This window comes from Pseudomonas sp. CCI4.2 (genome assembly GCF_034350045.1).
GTDB lineage: Bacteria > Pseudomonadota > Gammaproteobacteria > Pseudomonadales > Pseudomonadaceae > Aquipseudomonas.
Map to the genome: position 1 here is coordinate 3704948 of NZ_CP133781.1, position 15834 is coordinate 3720781.

The window sequence follows — 15834 nt, forward strand, 5'->3', positions numbered from 1 at the left end:
TCAAAGAGTGCTGACGCATGCAAGCAAACGTAGTGGTAGTGGGCAGCTTAAACATGGATTTGGTCACTCGGGCGCAACGCCTGCCGCGTGCAGGTGAAACCTTGGCCGGTGAATCGTTTACCACCGTGCCGGGCGGTAAAGGTGCCAATCAAGCGGTGGCTGCGGCACGGCTGGGCGCCCACGTCGCGATGGTGGGTTGCGTCGGGGACGACGCGTATGGTGAACAGCTGCGTGCCGCATTGTTGACTGAACAGATTGATTGTGAGGCGGTGACCATCGCGACAGGTGTTTCCAGCGGCGTCGCGCTCATCGTGGTGGATGCCAGCAGCCAGAACGCGATTGTCATCGTGGCGGGTGGCAACCGGCGGTTAACCCCTGAGGTATTAGCAGGCTTTGACACCAAACTGGCTCAGGCCGACGTGATCATCTGCCAGCTTGAAGTCCCGATGGACACCGTCGCGTACACCCTCAAGCGCGGTCGTGAATTGGGCAAGGTTGTCATCCTTAACCCGGCACCGGCCACGGGTCCATTGCCGAGCGCCTGGTTGCCGATGATCGATTATTTGATTCCTAATGAAAGCGAGGCCGCTGCATTGAGCGGGCTGGCGGTGGACTCTCTGGCATCCGCCGAAAAAGCCGCGAACAAGCTGCTCGAAGCGGGCGTCGCAAAAGTCATCATCACCTTGGGCGCTCAGGGGTCGCTGTTCGCCGACGGTCAAGGTGTTCAGCATTTTCCGGCGCCCAAGGTCCAGCCGGTTGACACCACTGCGGCGGGCGACACCTTCGTCGGTGGTTTTGCCGCGGCATTGGCGCAGGGCAAGAGCGAGGCTCAGGCCATCCAGTTTGGTCAGATTGCTGCGGCCTTGTCGGTCACGCGGGCGGGAGCACAACCTTCCATCCCCCACTTCAATGACGTTCAGAGTTTTCATCAACCATGAAAAAGACACCGCTGCTCAATATCGCTTTGTCGCGGGTTATCGCTTCGTTGGGCCATGGCGACATCTTGATGATCGTCGATGCCGGGATGCCGGTGCCGCCGGGTGTCGAGCTTATCGATTTGGCGCTGACCCCAGGCATTCCCGATTTCGCCAGCGTGTTGCGGATCGTCCTGACAGAAATGCAGGTCGAGAGCCATGTGATTGCCGAGGAGATGTTTGATAAACAACCTCCGGCATTGGTTGTCGTTGAAGGCCTGCACCTCCAGGGTGGCTTGGGCCGGCAGTGTTCGGTCAGTCATGATGAGCTAAAAAAACTGAGCCGTTCGGCACGAGCCATCGTGCGCACGGGTGAATGCCAGCCGTATACCAATATCGCTCTTGTCGCAGGCGTCACCTTCTAAAAGGCGATGCTCAAGTAGTAAGCGCGTTTGAATAGGGAACTTCACATGTCACGCTATACCCACTACCTGCAACAACTTGTTCGGAGTGTCCTGCTTTTGTCCTTACTCAGTGTTAGCGCTGTGCAGGCCGCCGAAAAACGCGACCTGATCATCGATACCGATCCGGGCGCAGACGATGTGGTGGCGCTGCTGTTGGCATTGGCGTCGCCTGAAGAGTTGAATGTGCTGGCCATCACCACCGTGGCCGGTAATGTGCGGTTGGATAAGACCTCACGCAATGCCCGGTTGGCCCGGGAATGGGCGGGGCGCGAAGAAGTGCCTGTCTACGCAGGCGCACCCAAACCTTTAGTGCGCACGCCGATTTACGCCGAAAACATCCATGGTCAAGAAGGCCTGCCCGGTGTCGCGGTGCATGAGCCCAAAGTGGGGTTGGCCAAAGGTAATGCGGTGGATTACCTGATTGAAACCTTGAGCAAAGCGCCGCCGCACAGTATTACCCTAGCGTTACTCGGCCCAGAGACCAATCTGGCACTGGCGCTGATACAAGCGCCGCACATCACTCAGGGCATTAAAGAAGTCATCGTCATGGGCGGCGCGCACTTCAACGGTGGCAATATCACGCCCGTCGCGGAATTCAACATGTTTGCCGACCCGCACGCCGCGCAGGTGGTGCTGGCCAGCGGCGTGAAACTGACGTACATCCCATTGGACGTTACTCATAAAATCCTAACCAGCGAGGCGCGACTCAAACAGATTGAGGCGCTAAACAATCAAGCGGGTAAGTTGGTCGGCGATATTCTTAACGAATACGTCAAGGCCGACATGGTGCATTACGGTCTGCCGGGTGGCCCGGTACATGACGCCAGCGTCATTGCTTACTTACTTAAACCAGAGCTGTTTTCCGGCAAGCAAGTCAACCTGGCGATAGACACTCGCGAGGGCATTACTTTCGGCCAGACCGTGGTTGATTGGTACGACACGCTCAAGCAAGACAAGAACGTATTCTGGGTTGAAAACGGCGATGCCCAAGGGTTCTTTGACCTGCTGACCGCGCGGCTGGGTCGCTTGAAGTAACTCGGTCATACGCCCTACGAAACCCTTATTGGGTGCTGCGTTACTCGCCGGCCTGTCCCGTAGGGTATTTCTCGAAAACCTGGCTGACAAACGCTTGGGCGCCTTCGGTGCCCAACTCTTTAACCAGCAAGTCTATGCCGATAATCGCCATTTCTTCAGCGCTGCCCGGGCTATACGAGCACTGTCCCTGAGGCCACTTGGCCTTAATGTCCGCGTCAATTGATACAATTGCCATTTCGATCTCATCTGGTCCAAAAAAAGGCCCGGGTGCCTCTACTTCGCTGCAACCCTGCGCGCTAAAGCGGGTCAGTAAACCATCTTGGCCAGCATTTGGCACTCAGACTTAGGCATGACGAGAGGCTCATGCCAAACTTGTCGATACATTTACGAGGATGCCGCCGTGCACATTGATTTGAACAACGCTGCTAGTTTCACGTTAGATGCCGTGCGCCAACTCATTGCCTCGGGCAACGATGAGGTACATAACCAATTGCGCGTGACCACGGCCGGTAACGCTTATATCTCGTCGTCGGCAGTGGGCGGGGTCGACATCGACGGCTTGCTGTTTCGTCTCGAAACCTGGTCTGCAGGTTCCGGCTGTGTAGGGCCTATTCCAGCCAGTGATGCGGTGTGGGTCATGCAGATATTCAATGCGCTAAAGGATAACTGGGCTAATCCGCGATTTGATTATGTGGATGTGTACTGAACACGTTTTGACACGATTGGGCTGCGCGCCCGATTACCGGCTGAGGCAGACTTCCCGGCTTCGAAGGCGGAGCTCAGCAGTGACAGCCTTTGCAGCAGAACCTTTTGGACGCTGTCGCAGGACGGCTCGATACCGTTATTTGAAAGGAGGTTGTATGCCTTGGAAGTTTGCATCGTTTGGTGTTGTGGTCGCAGCAGCCTTACTGGCTGGGTGTGGCACGAAACCAATGCCCGCCCAGGACCCGGGAGTCACGGAGGAGGGGCGCAGCAGTTGCAACGCTGCCGCCGCTAATTTCGCCGTGGGTAAGAAAGCATCACCCGAACTGTTGGAGCAAGCTCGGATCAAGGCCGGCGCCTGGAGCGTTCGACTGCTTAAGCCCGATACTATCGTGACGCTCGAATACCGTTCAGATCGCCTGAATGTTAATGCGGATGATTCGGCGACGATCACTCGCGTCAATTGCGGCTAATGGCGGGCAGGGCGCTTTTGTTCGCCCATAAAAAACCCCGTCACGTGGACGGGGTTTTTTTAGTTCGAGGGGAAATTACTCGCTGCGAACCTGAGCAGCTTGCATGCCCTTCTGGCCTTTCTCAGCCACGAACGAAACAGTCTGGCCTTCTTTCAGGCTTTTGAAACCGTCGCTTTCGATAGCTTTGAAGTGTACGAACAGGTCGTCACCGCCACCCTGAGGAGTGATAAAGCCGAAGCCTTTTTCATCGTTGAACCATTTTACGGTGCCGGTTTGGCGATTAGACATGGTGTATCTCCAAGAACATAATTTTTCAGTAGTACTGTGCTGCTCAGGCCAACTGGGCACACCGAGCTATCATAGTCGAAATGTTTGGATGTAGAGCGCTTTCGCAGCACTGTTTACACACGCAATACACCTCAGGTACGTGGTTAGATGGTTAAAAGCCCCGTTCTACGGGGCCTTCGCTCAATTTAGACTGTTTAAAAAAATCCACTTTTATCGTAAAAAAAGTGGAAAAAGCTGAAGTTCGGGCGAGTAATGCCCCATTCACCGATTGAATAATCTATTTTCTCGGGCATGCAGTATCGACTTCTTTGAGTAACTTCGCACGTGCAGCTCGGCCGATGTCCGTTTGGTCATCAAGCACCTTCATTTCGGCGGGGCTGAGTTTTTTCTCTGCGGTATCCGCACCGCAATCACAATGCGCCTGAGCCGACGCCTGACCAAGATTCTTGCTGGCGATGCTCACGCAGTCGTTGACGAACTCAGCGCGTCCACCACCTGGCCAAACGGCTTGAGCAGCCTGTGCGCCGAAAGGCAGCAGCATCGCGAGGGAAGCGGCGAGAGTGAATAAGCGATAAACACGCATGCTTGAATACTCCTTGTGATGAGGGGTTTGTGTCACAACGTTCACCCAACATCTGAGGGTCGTTTCTTTCTTCTAGTTCAGTGTAAGGCTCTTTTTTGGTTGTCTTTGCGGATTTGAGTCATGTCGCGGCGTCCTTCGTGAACATGTGTGGTAGCATGCGCGCCTGAATATCCGCGGGTGGCCGAGCAACTGCTCAGTTGGTCGTTGTAATCGCTTTATTTGCTGCACACCTGTTTGTTCCACTCCAGTCACTCTGGTTCGGTTAAACGGTTGGCCTTCGGGCTCCTGCCACTGTGAGGCAGGCATACCGCCGGATCTTGTACTGGCTCATCCCAACCCACGTGACCTTTGGTAGGGGTCACCACTAGGAGAGGAGGCGCCATGCCCACCATTACTCTTCCCGACGGCAGTCAGCGTTCGTTCGATCATCCGGTTTCCGTAGCCGAGGTAGCACTGTCGATCGGTGCCGGCCTGGCCAAAGCCACCGTGGCCGGCAAGGTCAACGGTCAACTGGTCGACGCCAGCGATCTCATCGAGGGCGATGTCAGCCTGCAAATCATCACGCCCAAGGATCAAGAGGGGCTGGAGATCATTCGCCACTCTTGCGCTCACTTGGTAGGGCACGCAGTCAAGCAACTGTATCCGACGGCCAAAATGGTTATCGGCCCCGTGATCGATGACGGCTTCTATTACGATATCGCGTACGAGCGTCCGTTCACGCCAGACGATATGGCTGCAATCGAATTGCGTATGCAGCAGCTGATCGAAAAAGATTACGACGTCATCAAGAAGGTTACGCCGCGAGCAGAAGTCATCGAGGTTTTCACGGCTCGCCATGAAGACTATAAGCTGCGCTTGGTTGAAGACATGCCCGAGCAACAGACCATGGGCCTGTATTACCACGAAGAATACGTCGACATGTGTCGCGGCCCCCACGTGCCGAACACACGCTTTCTCAAGTCGTTCAAGTTGACCAAGCTGTCTGGCGCCTACTGGCGTGGTGACGCGAAGAACGAACAGCTGCAACGGATTTACGGCACTGCGTGGGCAGACAAGAAACAATTGGCTGCTTATATCCTGCGGATCGAAGAAGCTGAAAAGCGCGATCACCGCAAGATTGGCAAGCGTCTTGGGTTGTTTCACACCCAGGAAGAAGCGCCGGGCATGGTCTTCTGGCACCCGAATGGCTGGACCCTGTACCAAGTGCTTGAGCAGTACATGCGTAAAGTACAGCGCGAAAACGGTTATCTGGAGATTAAAACGCCACAGGTGGTCGATCGTTCCCTTTGGGAAAAGTCTGGTCACTGGGCTAACTACGCCGAAAACATGTTTACCACGCAGTCCGAGAACCGCGACTATGCCATCAAGCCGATGAACTGCCCGTGCCATGTGCAGGTGTTCAATCAAGGCCTGAAAAGCTACCGCGAACTGCCAATGCGTCTGGCTGAGTTTGGTGCTTGCCACCGCAATGAGCCGTCAGGTGCGTTGCACGGCATCATGCGCGTACGTGGTTTCACACAGGACGATGCGCACATCTTCTGTACTGAAGAGCAAATGCAGGCTGAGTCCGCCGCGTTCATCAAATTGACGCTGGATGTCTACGCTGACTTCGGCTTCAAGGATATCGAACTGAAGCTGTCGACTCGCCCTGAAAAGCGCGTTGGTTCGGATGATTTGTGGGATCGTGCAGAAAATGCATTGGCAGCTGCACTCGACATCGCTGGTTTGCCGTATGATCTGCAACCCGGCGAGGGAGCCTTTTACGGCCCCAAGATTGAATTTTCGTTGAAGGATTGTCTGGGTCGGGTCTGGCAATGCGGCACATTGCAGCTCGATTTCAACCTGCCAATCCGCTTGGGCGCCGAGTATGTTTCGGAAGATAACAGCCGCAAGCACCCGGTCATGCTGCACCGTGCGATTCTCGGTTCCTTCGAGCGTTTCATCGGTATTTTGATCGAGCACTACGAAGGCGCTTTCCCGGCCTGGTTGGCACCTACTCAGGCAGTGATCCTCAATATCACTGATAAACAGGCAGATTTTGCCCTTGAAGTAGAAAAAACCCTGTCTGAAAGCGGGTTTCGTGCCAAGTCTGACTTGAGAAATGAAAAGATCGGCTTTAAAATCCGCGAGCATACTTTGCTCAAGGTTCCTTATCTCTTGGTTATTGGAGATCGGGAAGTCGAAATGCAAACTGTCGCTGTGCGGACACGTGAAGGCGTAGACCTGGGTTCAATGCCGGTCGCGCAATTCGCTGAATTTCTCGCTCAAGCGGTTTCCCGGCGTGGTCGCCATGATTCGGAGTAATTATTATTAAGCGTGAAATGAGACAAGATAAACGAGCTGCACCGAAGGCCCCGATCAACGAGAATATCTCGGCACGCGAGGTTCGGTTAATTGGCGCTGACGGCGAGCAGATTGGCATCGTCTCGATTGATGAAGCGCTTCGTATTGCTGAAGAAGCCAAGCTCGATCTGGTAGAGATTTCTGCCGACGCAGTACCTCCAGTTTGCCGCGTGATGGATTACGGCAAATCGATCTTTGAAAAGAAGAAGCAGGTTGCTGCAGCGAAGAAGAACCAGAAGCAGGTTCAGGTAAAAGAAATCAAGTTTCGTCCAGGGACGGAGGAAGGGGATTACCAGGTAAAACTGCGCAACCTGGTACGTTTCCTGAGTGATGGGGACAGGGCCAAGGTGTCGTTAAGATTCCGTGGTCGTGAGATGGCCCACCAGGAGCTGGGGATGGAATTGTTGAAGCGGGTTGAAGGTGACTTGCTTGAATACGGTTCGGTCGAACAGCATCCTAAGATGGAAGGACGCCAACTGATTATGGTCATCGCCCCGAAAAAGAAGAAGTAACCACCAGGGCACGGCAGGCCTTACGGTTATGTTTATCAACTGAATGCGGAGTACCGAACATGCCAAAGATGAAAACGAAAAGTGGTGCAGCTAAGCGGTTTTTGAAAACTGCTAATGGCATCAAGCACAAACACGCTTTTAAGAGCCACATTCTGACCAAGATGTCCACTAAGCGTAAACGTCAATTGCGCGGTAGCAGCTTGCTGCATCCGTCCGACGTCGCGAAAGTGAAGCGCATGCTGCGTCTTTGCTAATCCTGGTCAAGAATAGAGGAAGTAACTCATGGCTCGTGTAAAGCGTGGCGTTGTCGCCCGTAAACGTCACAAAAAGATTCTGAAACTTGCTAAAGGCTACTACGGCGCGCGCTCACGCGTATTCCGTGTTGCCAAACAAGCGGTAATCAAGGCAGGTCAATACGCCTACCGTGACCGTCGTCAGAAAAAACGTCAGTTCCGCGCTCTGTGGATCGCTCGTATCAACGCTGGTGCTCGTGTTAACGGTCTGTCCTACAGCCGTTTCATTGCCGGTCTGAAAAAAGCTTTCATCGAGATCGACCGTAAGGTTCTGGCTGATCTGGCTGTGAACGAAAAAGCTGCGTTTGCTGCGATTGTCGAGAAAGCTAAAGCCACTTTGGCCTAAGTCCCCGACAATCACTGGGCTCGGTTTTCGAGCTCGGTGTTGAACGTCATAAATAGGGGAAGAGCCTTTTAAGCTCTTCCCCTATTTCGTATCTGGAGTCTGTACATGGAAAACCTGGATGCGCTGGTCTCTCAAGCACTTGAGGCCGTGCAACACGCTGAAGACATTAATGCCCTGGAGCTAATTCGGGTTCAGTTCCTTGGCAAGAAAGGCGAGTTGACTCAGGTGATGAAGACCCTGGGGAATTTGCCGGCTGAAGAGCGTCCACAATTCGGTGCGTTGATCAACGTCGCCAAGGAGCGCGTTACAGAGGTTCTCAATGCGCGTAAAGCGTCGTTGGAGCAAGCGGAACTGTCCGCCAAGCTCGCGGCTGAGTGCATTGATGTGACCCTGCCGGGCCGCGGCCAAACCTCTGGAGGTTTGCACCCAATTACCCGAACGCTGGAGCGGATCGAGCAATTCTTCACTCATATTGGCTACGGCATTGCTGAAGGTCCTGAGGTCGAAGACGATCACCACAATTTCGAGGCGCTCAACATCCCCGGCCACCACCCGGCGCGGGCAATGCATGACACCTTCTATTTCAATGCGAACATGCTCTTGCGCACCCACACCTCCCCGGTGCAAGTGCGGACCATGGAAACGCAGCAACCGCCTATTCGCATCGTTTGCCCAGGTCGGGTTTATCGCTGCGATTCGGATATCACCCATTCGCCGATGTTCCACCAGGTTGAAGGGTTGCTGATTGACCGCGATATCAATTTCGCGGACCTGAAAGGCACCATCGAGGAATTCCTGCGGGTGTTCTTCGAAAAAGAACTGGCGGTGCGTTTTCGCCCCTCGTTTTTCCCATTCACTGAACCGTCGGCAGAAGTCGATATTCAATGCGTGATGTGCAGCGGCAAAGGTTGCCGTGTGTGCAAGCAAACCGGCTGGCTGGAAGTTTTGGGTTGCGGCATGGTCCATCCGAACGTACTGCGGATGTCCGGCATTGATCCCGAAGAGTTTCAGGGCTTTGCATTCGGCATGGGCGTTGAGCGTTTGGCCATGCTGCGTTACGGCGTGAATGACTTGCGTCTGTTCTTCGACAACGACTTGCGGTTCCTCGCGCAATTTCGCTAGGTCGCACGTTCGTAACGAATCTTTCAGGAGAGCAGGATGAAATTCAGTGAACAATGGCTGCGTGGCTGGGTAAGCCCGCAAGTATCCCGCGACGAACTGGTTGCGCGTCTATCGATGGCCGGTCTTGAGGTCGACAGCGTTACGTTGGCCGCCGGCGAGTTTACCGGCGTGGTAGTCGGCGAGGTGTTGAGCACCGAGCCGCACCCGGATGCCGACAAATTGCGCGTGTGCCAAGTCAGCAATGGCGCCGAAACCTTTCAAATCGTGTGTGGCGCGCCGAACGTGCGCCCTGGCTTGAAAATTCCGTTCGCCATGATTGGGGCTGAACTGCCCGGCGACTTCAAAATCAAAAAGGCCAAGCTGCGGGGCGTGGAGTCCAACGGCATGTTGTGTTCCGCTGCCGAGCTGCAAGTAGGCGAGGGCAACGATGGTTTGATGGAGCTGCCCGCCGATGCGCCAGTAGGGCAGGACGTCCGCGTCTACCTTGAACTGGACGATGCGAGCATTGAAGTTGACCTCACCCCTAACCGTGGCGATTGCCTGTCGGTGGCGGGTTTGGCGCGTGAAGTTGGCGCATTGTATGCCGCTGAGGTCAAGCGCCCAATAGTGGCTGCGGTGCCTGCTGTAAACGATGAAGTGCGTCCAATAGAAGTGTTGGCCACTGCCGCGTGCCCTCGTTACTTGGGGCGAGTAGTACGTAATGTCGATCTGTCGCGCCCAACGCCGTTGTGGATGGTCGAGCGCCTGCGCCGATCAGACGTGCGCAGCATCGATGCCGCAGTCGATATCACTAACTATGTGATGCTTGAGCTGGGTCAGCCGTTGCACGCATTCGACCTCGCCGAAATTAACGGCGGCATTCGTGTGCGAATGGCCGAAGAGGGCGAGAAGCTGGTTCTGCTGGATGGTCAGGAAGTCAGCTTGCGGGCAGACACACTGGTCATTGCCGACCACGACCGCGCCTTGGCCATTGCCGGCATCATGGGCGGCGAGCACAGCGGTGTCAGTGCCAAGACAAAAGATGTATTCCTGGAAGCTGCGTTTTTCGATCCGATCATGGTCGCGGGCAAAGCTCGTTCCTACGGCCTGCACACCGATGCTTCGCACCGCTACGAGCGTGGCGTTGACTGGCAATTGGCCCGCGAGGCAATGGAGCGCGCAACAGGCCTGTTGCTGGAAATCGTTGGCGGTGAGCCAGGCCCGATCATTGAGGCGGTCAGCGAGAAAGACCTGCCATCGATCGCCCCTGTTGTCCTACGTGCCGACCGTATTACCCAGATGCTCGGTATGGAAATGGACCCGGTTGAAGTCGAGCGTTTGCTCGTCGGCCTGGACCTGAGCGTGTCCCCCTGCATCGCGGGTCAATGGCTCGTTAAGGTTCCTAGTCACCGCTTCGACATCAGTCTGGAAGTGGACCTGATCGAAGAGTTGGCCCGTTTGTATGGTTACAACCGTCTGCCGGTTCGTTATCCGCAGGCGCGTTTGGCGCCACAAGCCAAAGCTGAAGCGCAGGCGGATCTGCCGCTTTTGCGTCGTTTATTGGTCGCACGTGGTTATCAGGAAGCGATCACTTACAGCTTCATCGATCCCAAGTGGTTCGAGCTGTTCAACCCTGGCGTCGAACCCTTGTTGCTGGCCAACCCGATTTCGGTCGACATGGCTGCCATGCGGTCCTCGTTGTGGCCAGGTCTGGTCAAAGCCTTGCAGCACAACCTCAACCGTCAGCAAGACCGCGTGCGCATGTTCGAAAGCGGCCTGCGGTTTGTCGGTCAGTTGGACGGTTTGAAGCAAGAACCCATGCTTGCTGGCGTCATCTGCGGCAGCCGCCTGCCTGAAGGCTGGGCGCAAGGTCGGGATACCGTCGATTTCTTCGACATTAAAGCGGATGTTGAAGCAGTGCTCGGCTTTGCTGGTGCCCTTGACGCCTTCACTTTCACATCAGGTCAGCACCCTGCGCTGCATCCTGGGCAGACCGCCCGGATTGAACGTGACGGTCGCGAAGTCGGGTTTATCGGCGCGCTGCACCCTGAGTTGACGAAAGCTTTGGGTCTTGATCGCACCGTGTTTGTCTTCGAATTGCTGCTGGCTGAAGTCGCCTTGGGTCATCTGCCGAAATTCCAGGAGCTTTCACGCTTCCCGGAAGTGCGTCGTGATCTCGCGTTAGTTGCTGATAGCGACGTCGCTGCCAGCGCAGTATTGGATGTAATCCGTGAAAATGCAGGCGAATGGCTCACAGACCTCAGGCTATTTGACGTCTATCAGGGTAAAGGTGTTGATCCACATAGAAAAAGTCTTGCAGTCGGCTTGACCTGGCAGCATCCATCACGCACTCTTAATGACGATGAGGTGAATGCGACAACGCATAATATCCTCACCTCTCTCGAGGAAAGGTTAAACGCCACGTTAAGGAAGTAGCGTATGGGGGCTCTGACTAAAGCTGAGATGGCCGAACGCTTGTATGAAGAGCTAGGCCTGAACAAACGGGAAGCCAAGGAACTGGTTGAGCTGTTCTTTGAGGAAATCAGGCACGCGTTGGAAGACAACGAGCAGGTTAAATTGTCCGGTTTCGGCAATTTCGATCTGCGCGATAAACGCCAGCGGCCTGGTCGAAATCCAAAGACGGGAGAAGAAATCCCGATTACGGCTCGCCGTGTGGTCACCTTTCGTCCAGGGCAGAAGTTGAAGGCCCGAGTTGAGGCTTATGCTGGAACCAAGTCATAACGACGAGCTACCGCCCATTCCAGGCAAACGCTACTTCACTATTGGTGAAGTCAGCGAGCTCTGTGCGGTCAAACCGCATGTCTTGCGTTATTGGGAACAGGAATTTCCTCAGCTCAATCCGGTCAAACGGCGTGGAAATCGCCGGTATTATCAGCGACAAGACGTGCTGATGATCCGGCAGATCCGCGCCTTGCTCTACGACCAAGGTTTCACCATTGGCGGTGCGCGCTTGCGTATGTCCAGTGATGAGGCCAAGGACGACACGACCCAGTACAAACAAATGATCCGCCAGATGATTTCAGAGCTGGAAGACGTACTGGGTGTGCTGCGCAAGTAATTGGTCAGCCCATACTTTATTAATTCAAACGCTTAGGCTATATTCCTGATCCTCTTTCGCAGACGCGAATAAAAGATTCACGCCTAGTCGGGGCGTAGCGCAGTCCGGTAGCGCACTAGCATGGGGTGCTAGGGGTCGAGTGTTCGAATCACTCCGTCCCGACCATATTTTTCAATGACTTAGCTCAATGTTCACAGCATTGGGCTTTTTCATGTGCGTGAGTATTGCGTCATCCGTCGACTTCTAAAGCCTTCTCCTTCGCAATTTTCCTATTCACCCTCCAAAAAAAACACCCCCTCCATCATCCTCACACATTCCCCTCCAAGCCTGACGAACGCGCCTTTCGCGGTTGTTTGGACCGCCGTGCGCAGCAGGCTGGGTCGGCCAATATCTGTACCTTGGGCAATCATCAACTCCAGATCGTCCACGCCTTGAACCTTGGACAGCAATGCGGCGAGTGCGGCTGCTGCGCCCCCAGTTGCGGGGTCCTCTGTCATTCGAATGGTAAACATCCGGGCTTCTATTTCGCAGGCTGACGCCGAGTCCTGAACTGCTCGCGTGTAGGCATAAACAGCAGTAGCGCCATCTAAGGGGAACAGCGATTTGAACGCACTCAGGTTGGGTACACAGGCTCGCAACGCATTTCTCGACATCAGTTCCATGATCAAGAACGGCATGCCGACTGACGCGATTTGAGGGGTGTGGATGTGAGTCAGGACATCGTTCACGCTGAGCGACAAGCACAGCGCGGCATTTTGTGCAGATACGGTTGAAAGCGATATGAATGGCGTCGGAGTGACAAGCTCAGCCCCGACGACGTTGTTGCCTTGTCTGAGAAACCTAAGGGGCACTTCACCTGCGATTTGTTCAAGAGTGATGCTGTCCGGCAACGAACGCCCCTCTTTTTCCGCCTGATGTGCCAGCACATACGCGGTGCCTATATTCGGATGGCCCGCGAAGGGCATTTCCCGAACCGGGGTGAAAATTCTGATACGCGCCGTATTTTTTGCGGCTGTAGGCGGCAGCACAAAAGTGGTTTCCGCGTAGTTGAATTCGGCAGCAACGGTTTGCATTTGGCGCGTGGACAACCCCTCAGCGTCCAACACCACTGCGAGTGGATTGCCATGGAACCGCGTATCCGTAAATACATCTGCGGTCACGTAACGACGATTCATCGACTGTTCCTTTTTTTGTATGTTGATCTAAATCCTATTGTGTTGTGCGCCAGGGATCAACAAAGGCACTGTTGTAAAGGTCGTCGCCAAGATTCTTGAACTCGGTGAAAAGGGCGTTCAGTTCGCCGTTTTCCCGGAAACCATCGTTGCGTACTACCCGTACTTCTCTTTCGTGCAGACGCCGTTTGAAATAGGCTCTGAGCACTACAGGTTGCTGGACCAAGCCGTAGTCGTGCCGTCCGCCCCTACGGATGATCGTTCGCCGGCGACCTGTTCACCCGTCAAATGGAAGTCAGCATCCGGTTGCGCCATCGGTCCAATCTCCGGGTGTTGCTACACCACGATCATCGACCCACAAGGCGAAGTTGTCGGTTCGATAACCGAGGGCGAAGGTGAGGTGATCGCGGACATCGACTTTTTTGAAATTGAAAACGCAAACGCCAGATGGATAGTCGCGGTCACTACAGCCGTCCGCAAATGTTAAGCCTGAACATTGATCGCACGTCTCATCGTCATGTTCATGAACGCAACGATCAGCCGAAAATTGCTGCACCTAAAATGCTGACTGAAGAAACCGCTAACCCCGTAATTTAACTGGGCACTTATGCTGTTTTTGCACGTGAACCAAGGCGAAATCGTTCCGCGTTATCGACAGCTTTCCGTGCAAAAACCAGTAGCCGTTCTACACTCAGCCTTACCTATCCCAATGATGCTTTCGCAACTGCCGCGCGATGATCGGCAGTATCCGGTAGGCATCGACTGCGTAACGTCCGGCCAAACGCTTGGGCTCGGTGCACATCCGATGCAACCATTCCAACGACAACCGTTGTACCCAATTCGGTGCACGTTTGACTTTGCCAGACAAGAACGTCAGCGACGCACCCACGCACAATCCAAAGCCCATGGCACCGCCCCGCGCCAGCACTTCAGCGGCAACTATTTCCTGGCGAGGCGAGCCAACGGACAACACCGTCATATGCGCTTCGTGGTGTCGGATGAAGGCCACGCAGCGCTCGACTTCGAGCGGATCATCAATAAAGCCCATGGGCGGGTTGAAGTGATAAAACGTGATCGACGGGTACTTGATTTTCAGTGTCGCAATAACGTCGTCTTCGCAGCCGAGCACCGTGACCGTCCAACGTCGATCCTGCGCGATGGACATCATCGATCGGGTGAGTGTGCTGCCGGGGATCGGCTCGGCAACTTCAGCTTTGAAACGTCGCAATAACGGAAACAAAACGCGGCTGTCACAGATTCGATGCCTGGCATGCTGGTACGCATCGCGAAACCGCTCGTCATGATCGAGCAGCACGATGTGGTTGACGTTGGCGGTCACCATATAACTGAAAGGTGCGCGACTCAGGATGATTAGCTCTTCGATGAGTTGTTGCCGTTGTCCGTGATAGAACTCAATTCCAAACACGTTCATAGGATGGCTCCTTAATGAAAAGTCAGGCACACCGTCATTCATCGCCGACGATGGGCGCTGTAACGGCTTTTGCGCTGATGTGGACTCTTGTTCACGGGGCGCTTGCGCGTGCCGAGACGGCCTCGCTGCCCATGGTGTTAATCAATGTTTCGGGGGCCGAGTTTGCGGACGGGGTGTGGCCTGGAAAAAACGGCACCAACTATTCTTTCCCTTCTGAGGGGTTCTTCGCCCATTGGAAAGCCAAGGGCATTCGCAGGGTGCGCTTCCCGGTGAAATGGGAGCGCCTGCAACCTACTCTGGGCGGCGAGTTGGACGGCACTTATGCCAGTTTGATTGACCGAATGCTTGACCAGGCCGGCCAGCAGGGCGTGGACGTCATTCTTGATGTGCATAATTCCGCGCGTTACAAAAACCAGGTCATCGGTGGGCCCGTGGTCACTGTCGACCACTATCGACAATTGATGCAGCACATCGCCCAGCGCTGGCATTCCAATCCGGCGCTGTATGCGTATGACCTGATGAACGAGCCCCACGATGAGTCCGACGCGATTTGGCCTGAAGCGGCGCAGGCGGGCATTGATGCTATTCGCACGGTGGACCCACGGCGATTGATCATTGTTGAAGGCCGATCATGGTCCAGCGCCTCACGCTGGCCGCAATACAACGATGAATTACTGGCACTGAAAGACCCGGCCAATCACCTAGTGTTCTCGGCGCATTTGTACATGGACGAAGACGCAGGCGGTGACTACAAAAAGCGCAAAGACCCGCACATCGACCCCGATGTCGGGGTCAAGCGGGTCAAACCCTTTATTGCGTGGCTGCAAAAGAATGGCCGTCGTGGCCAGATTGGCGAAATGGGCATTCCCGACGATGACCCGCGCTGGCTCGAGGCGACGGATCGCTTGCTCGGCTTCCTGCGTAGCCAGTGCGTGCCAGTGGCCTATTGGTCAGCGGGCGAGGCATGGGGTGAATACAGGCTGGCCGTCGAGCCAATAAATGGCCGCGACCGCCCGCAATGGCCGGTGCTCGCCAAATACCTTGAAGCCCCGAAGTGTACTGATTACGGTCCTGCCCCAAACCCTCTGTAGATTCGG

Annotated in this window: 19 protein-coding genes, 1 tRNA gene and 1 pseudogene; 16 read left to right on the forward strand and 5 right to left on the reverse strand. The window is 55.0% G+C overall.

The features are described 5' to 3' along the window. The first annotated feature begins 17 nt into the window (after window positions 1-17). From rbsK to RHM65_RS16920, 3 genes are read left to right on the forward strand one after another with little or no spacing between them, the layout of a single operon-like run. The gene (gene rbsK, locus RHM65_RS16910) at window positions 18-938 is read left to right on the forward strand and encodes a ribokinase (protein ID WP_322164828.1); all 921 of its coding nucleotides are present in this window, start codon (window positions 18-20) and stop codon (window positions 936-938) included. Then, window positions 935-1339, forward strand: coding sequence for a D-ribose pyranase (gene rbsD / locus RHM65_RS16915; protein ID WP_322164827.1), 405 nt, complete (start codon window positions 935-937; stop codon window positions 1337-1339). Before rbsK ends, rbsD begins: the two co-directional genes overlap by 4 nt. 45 nt (window positions 1340-1384) lie before the next feature. Beyond that, window positions 1385-2413, forward strand: a complete 1029-nt coding sequence (locus RHM65_RS16920) for a nucleoside hydrolase (protein WP_322164826.1) — start codon at window positions 1385-1387, stop codon at window positions 2411-2413. Between the two features lie 40 nt (window positions 2414-2453). Here the strand turns inward: RHM65_RS16920 and RHM65_RS16925 are convergent, their stop codons facing one another. Beyond that, entirely contained in the window at window positions 2454-2648 is a 195-nt protein-coding gene (locus RHM65_RS16925; RefSeq protein WP_322164825.1) for a hypothetical protein, read from the reverse strand. A gap of 165 nt (window positions 2649-2813) precedes the next feature. Here RHM65_RS16925 and RHM65_RS16930 point away from each other — a divergent pair, with 165 nt between their 5' ends. Together RHM65_RS16930 and RHM65_RS16935 are read left to right on the forward strand one after the other, a co-directional pair. Then, window positions 2814-3119, forward strand: coding sequence for a hypothetical protein (locus tag RHM65_RS16930; RefSeq protein ID WP_322164823.1), 306 nt, complete (start codon window positions 2814-2816; stop codon window positions 3117-3119). A gap of 154 nt (window positions 3120-3273) precedes the next feature. Then, a complete protein-coding gene (locus RHM65_RS16935; RefSeq protein ID WP_322164821.1) occupies window positions 3274-3588 on the forward strand; it encodes an I78 family peptidase inhibitor in 315 nt (104 codons plus the stop codon). Window positions 3589-3663: 75 nt separating this feature from the next. Here RHM65_RS16935 and RHM65_RS16940 read toward each other — a convergent pair whose 3' ends face one another. Further along, window positions 3664-3876 (reverse strand): cold-shock protein, encoded by a 213-nt coding sequence (locus tag RHM65_RS16940; protein WP_322164819.1) that lies wholly within the window; start codon window positions 3874-3876, stop codon window positions 3664-3666. Window positions 3877-4153: 277 nt separating this feature from the next. Next, complete coding sequence (locus RHM65_RS16945; protein WP_322164817.1) at window positions 4154-4459, reverse strand: hypothetical protein; 306 nt, start codon at window positions 4457-4459, stop codon at window positions 4154-4156. A gap of 381 nt (window positions 4460-4840) precedes the next feature. Between RHM65_RS16945 and thrS the strand changes: the two genes are divergently transcribed. The 9 genes from thrS to RHM65_RS16990 all read left to right on the forward strand — a co-directional run bounded on the left by thrS (window position 4841) and on the right by RHM65_RS16990 (window position 12298). Beyond that, window positions 4841-6763 (forward strand): threonine--tRNA ligase, encoded by a 1923-nt coding sequence (gene thrS / locus RHM65_RS16950; protein WP_322164816.1) that lies wholly within the window; start codon window positions 4841-4843, stop codon window positions 6761-6763. Beyond that, complete coding sequence (gene infC, locus RHM65_RS16955; protein WP_296251578.1) at window positions 6763-7314, forward strand: translation initiation factor IF-3; 552 nt, start codon at window positions 6763-6765, stop codon at window positions 7312-7314. The genes thrS and infC overlap by 1 nt, the downstream gene beginning before the upstream one ends. 59 nt (window positions 7315-7373) lie before the next feature. Then, window positions 7374-7568 carry a 50S ribosomal protein L35 gene (gene rpmI / locus RHM65_RS16960; RefSeq protein ID WP_003442181.1) on the forward strand — a complete coding sequence of 65 codons (195 nt, stop codon included), beginning with the start codon at window positions 7374-7376 and terminating at the stop codon, window positions 7566-7568. Between the two features lie 28 nt (window positions 7569-7596). Continuing rightward, window positions 7597-7953 (forward strand): 50S ribosomal protein L20, encoded by a 357-nt coding sequence (rplT, locus tag RHM65_RS16965; RefSeq protein WP_322164815.1) that lies wholly within the window; start codon window positions 7597-7599, stop codon window positions 7951-7953. 105 nt (window positions 7954-8058) lie between these two features. Beyond that, window positions 8059-9075 (forward strand): phenylalanine--tRNA ligase subunit alpha, encoded by a 1017-nt coding sequence (gene pheS, locus RHM65_RS16970; RefSeq protein WP_322164813.1) that lies wholly within the window; start codon window positions 8059-8061, stop codon window positions 9073-9075. Window positions 9076-9111: 36 nt separating this feature from the next. Next, complete coding sequence (gene pheT, locus RHM65_RS16975) at window positions 9112-11490, forward strand: phenylalanine--tRNA ligase subunit beta (RefSeq protein ID WP_322183829.1); 2379 nt, start codon at window positions 9112-9114, stop codon at window positions 11488-11490. Window positions 11491-11493: 3 nt separating this feature from the next. Next, window positions 11494-11796, forward strand: a complete 303-nt coding sequence (gene ihfA / locus RHM65_RS16980; protein ID WP_002553164.1) for an integration host factor subunit alpha — start codon at window positions 11494-11496, stop codon at window positions 11794-11796. Continuing rightward, complete coding sequence (locus RHM65_RS16985; RefSeq protein ID WP_297841348.1) at window positions 11777-12133, forward strand: MerR family transcriptional regulator; 357 nt, start codon at window positions 11777-11779, stop codon at window positions 12131-12133. Before ihfA ends, RHM65_RS16985 begins: the two co-directional genes overlap by 20 nt. A gap of 88 nt (window positions 12134-12221) precedes the next feature. Beyond that, window positions 12222-12298, forward strand: a tRNA-Pro gene (locus RHM65_RS16990). 104 nt (window positions 12299-12402) lie between these two features. On the opposite strand, the gene RHM65_RS16995 is transcribed toward RHM65_RS16990, so the two are convergent. Beyond that, on the reverse strand, window positions 12403-13308 hold the full coding sequence (locus tag RHM65_RS16995; RefSeq protein WP_322164810.1) for a PhzF family phenazine biosynthesis protein: 906 nt from the start codon (window positions 13306-13308) through the stop codon (window positions 12403-12405). A gap of 31 nt (window positions 13309-13339) precedes the next feature. Here RHM65_RS16995 and RHM65_RS17000 point away from each other — a divergent pair. Further along, a pseudogene (locus RHM65_RS17000) lies at window positions 13340-13902 on the forward strand (hypothetical protein). A gap of 100 nt (window positions 13903-14002) precedes the next feature. Here RHM65_RS17000 and RHM65_RS17005 read toward each other — a convergent pair. Beyond that, the gene (locus tag RHM65_RS17005) at window positions 14003-14737 is read right to left on the reverse strand and encodes a WecB/TagA/CpsF family glycosyltransferase (RefSeq protein WP_322164809.1); all 735 of its coding nucleotides are present in this window, start codon (window positions 14735-14737) and stop codon (window positions 14003-14005) included. 14 nt (window positions 14738-14751) lie between these two features. Here RHM65_RS17005 and RHM65_RS17010 point away from each other — a divergent pair, with 14 nt between their 5' ends. Continuing rightward, the gene (locus RHM65_RS17010; protein ID WP_322164807.1) at window positions 14752-15828 is read left to right on the forward strand and encodes a glycoside hydrolase family 5 protein; all 1077 of its coding nucleotides are present in this window, start codon (window positions 14752-14754) and stop codon (window positions 15826-15828) included. Window positions 15829-15834 lie beyond the last annotated feature (6 nt).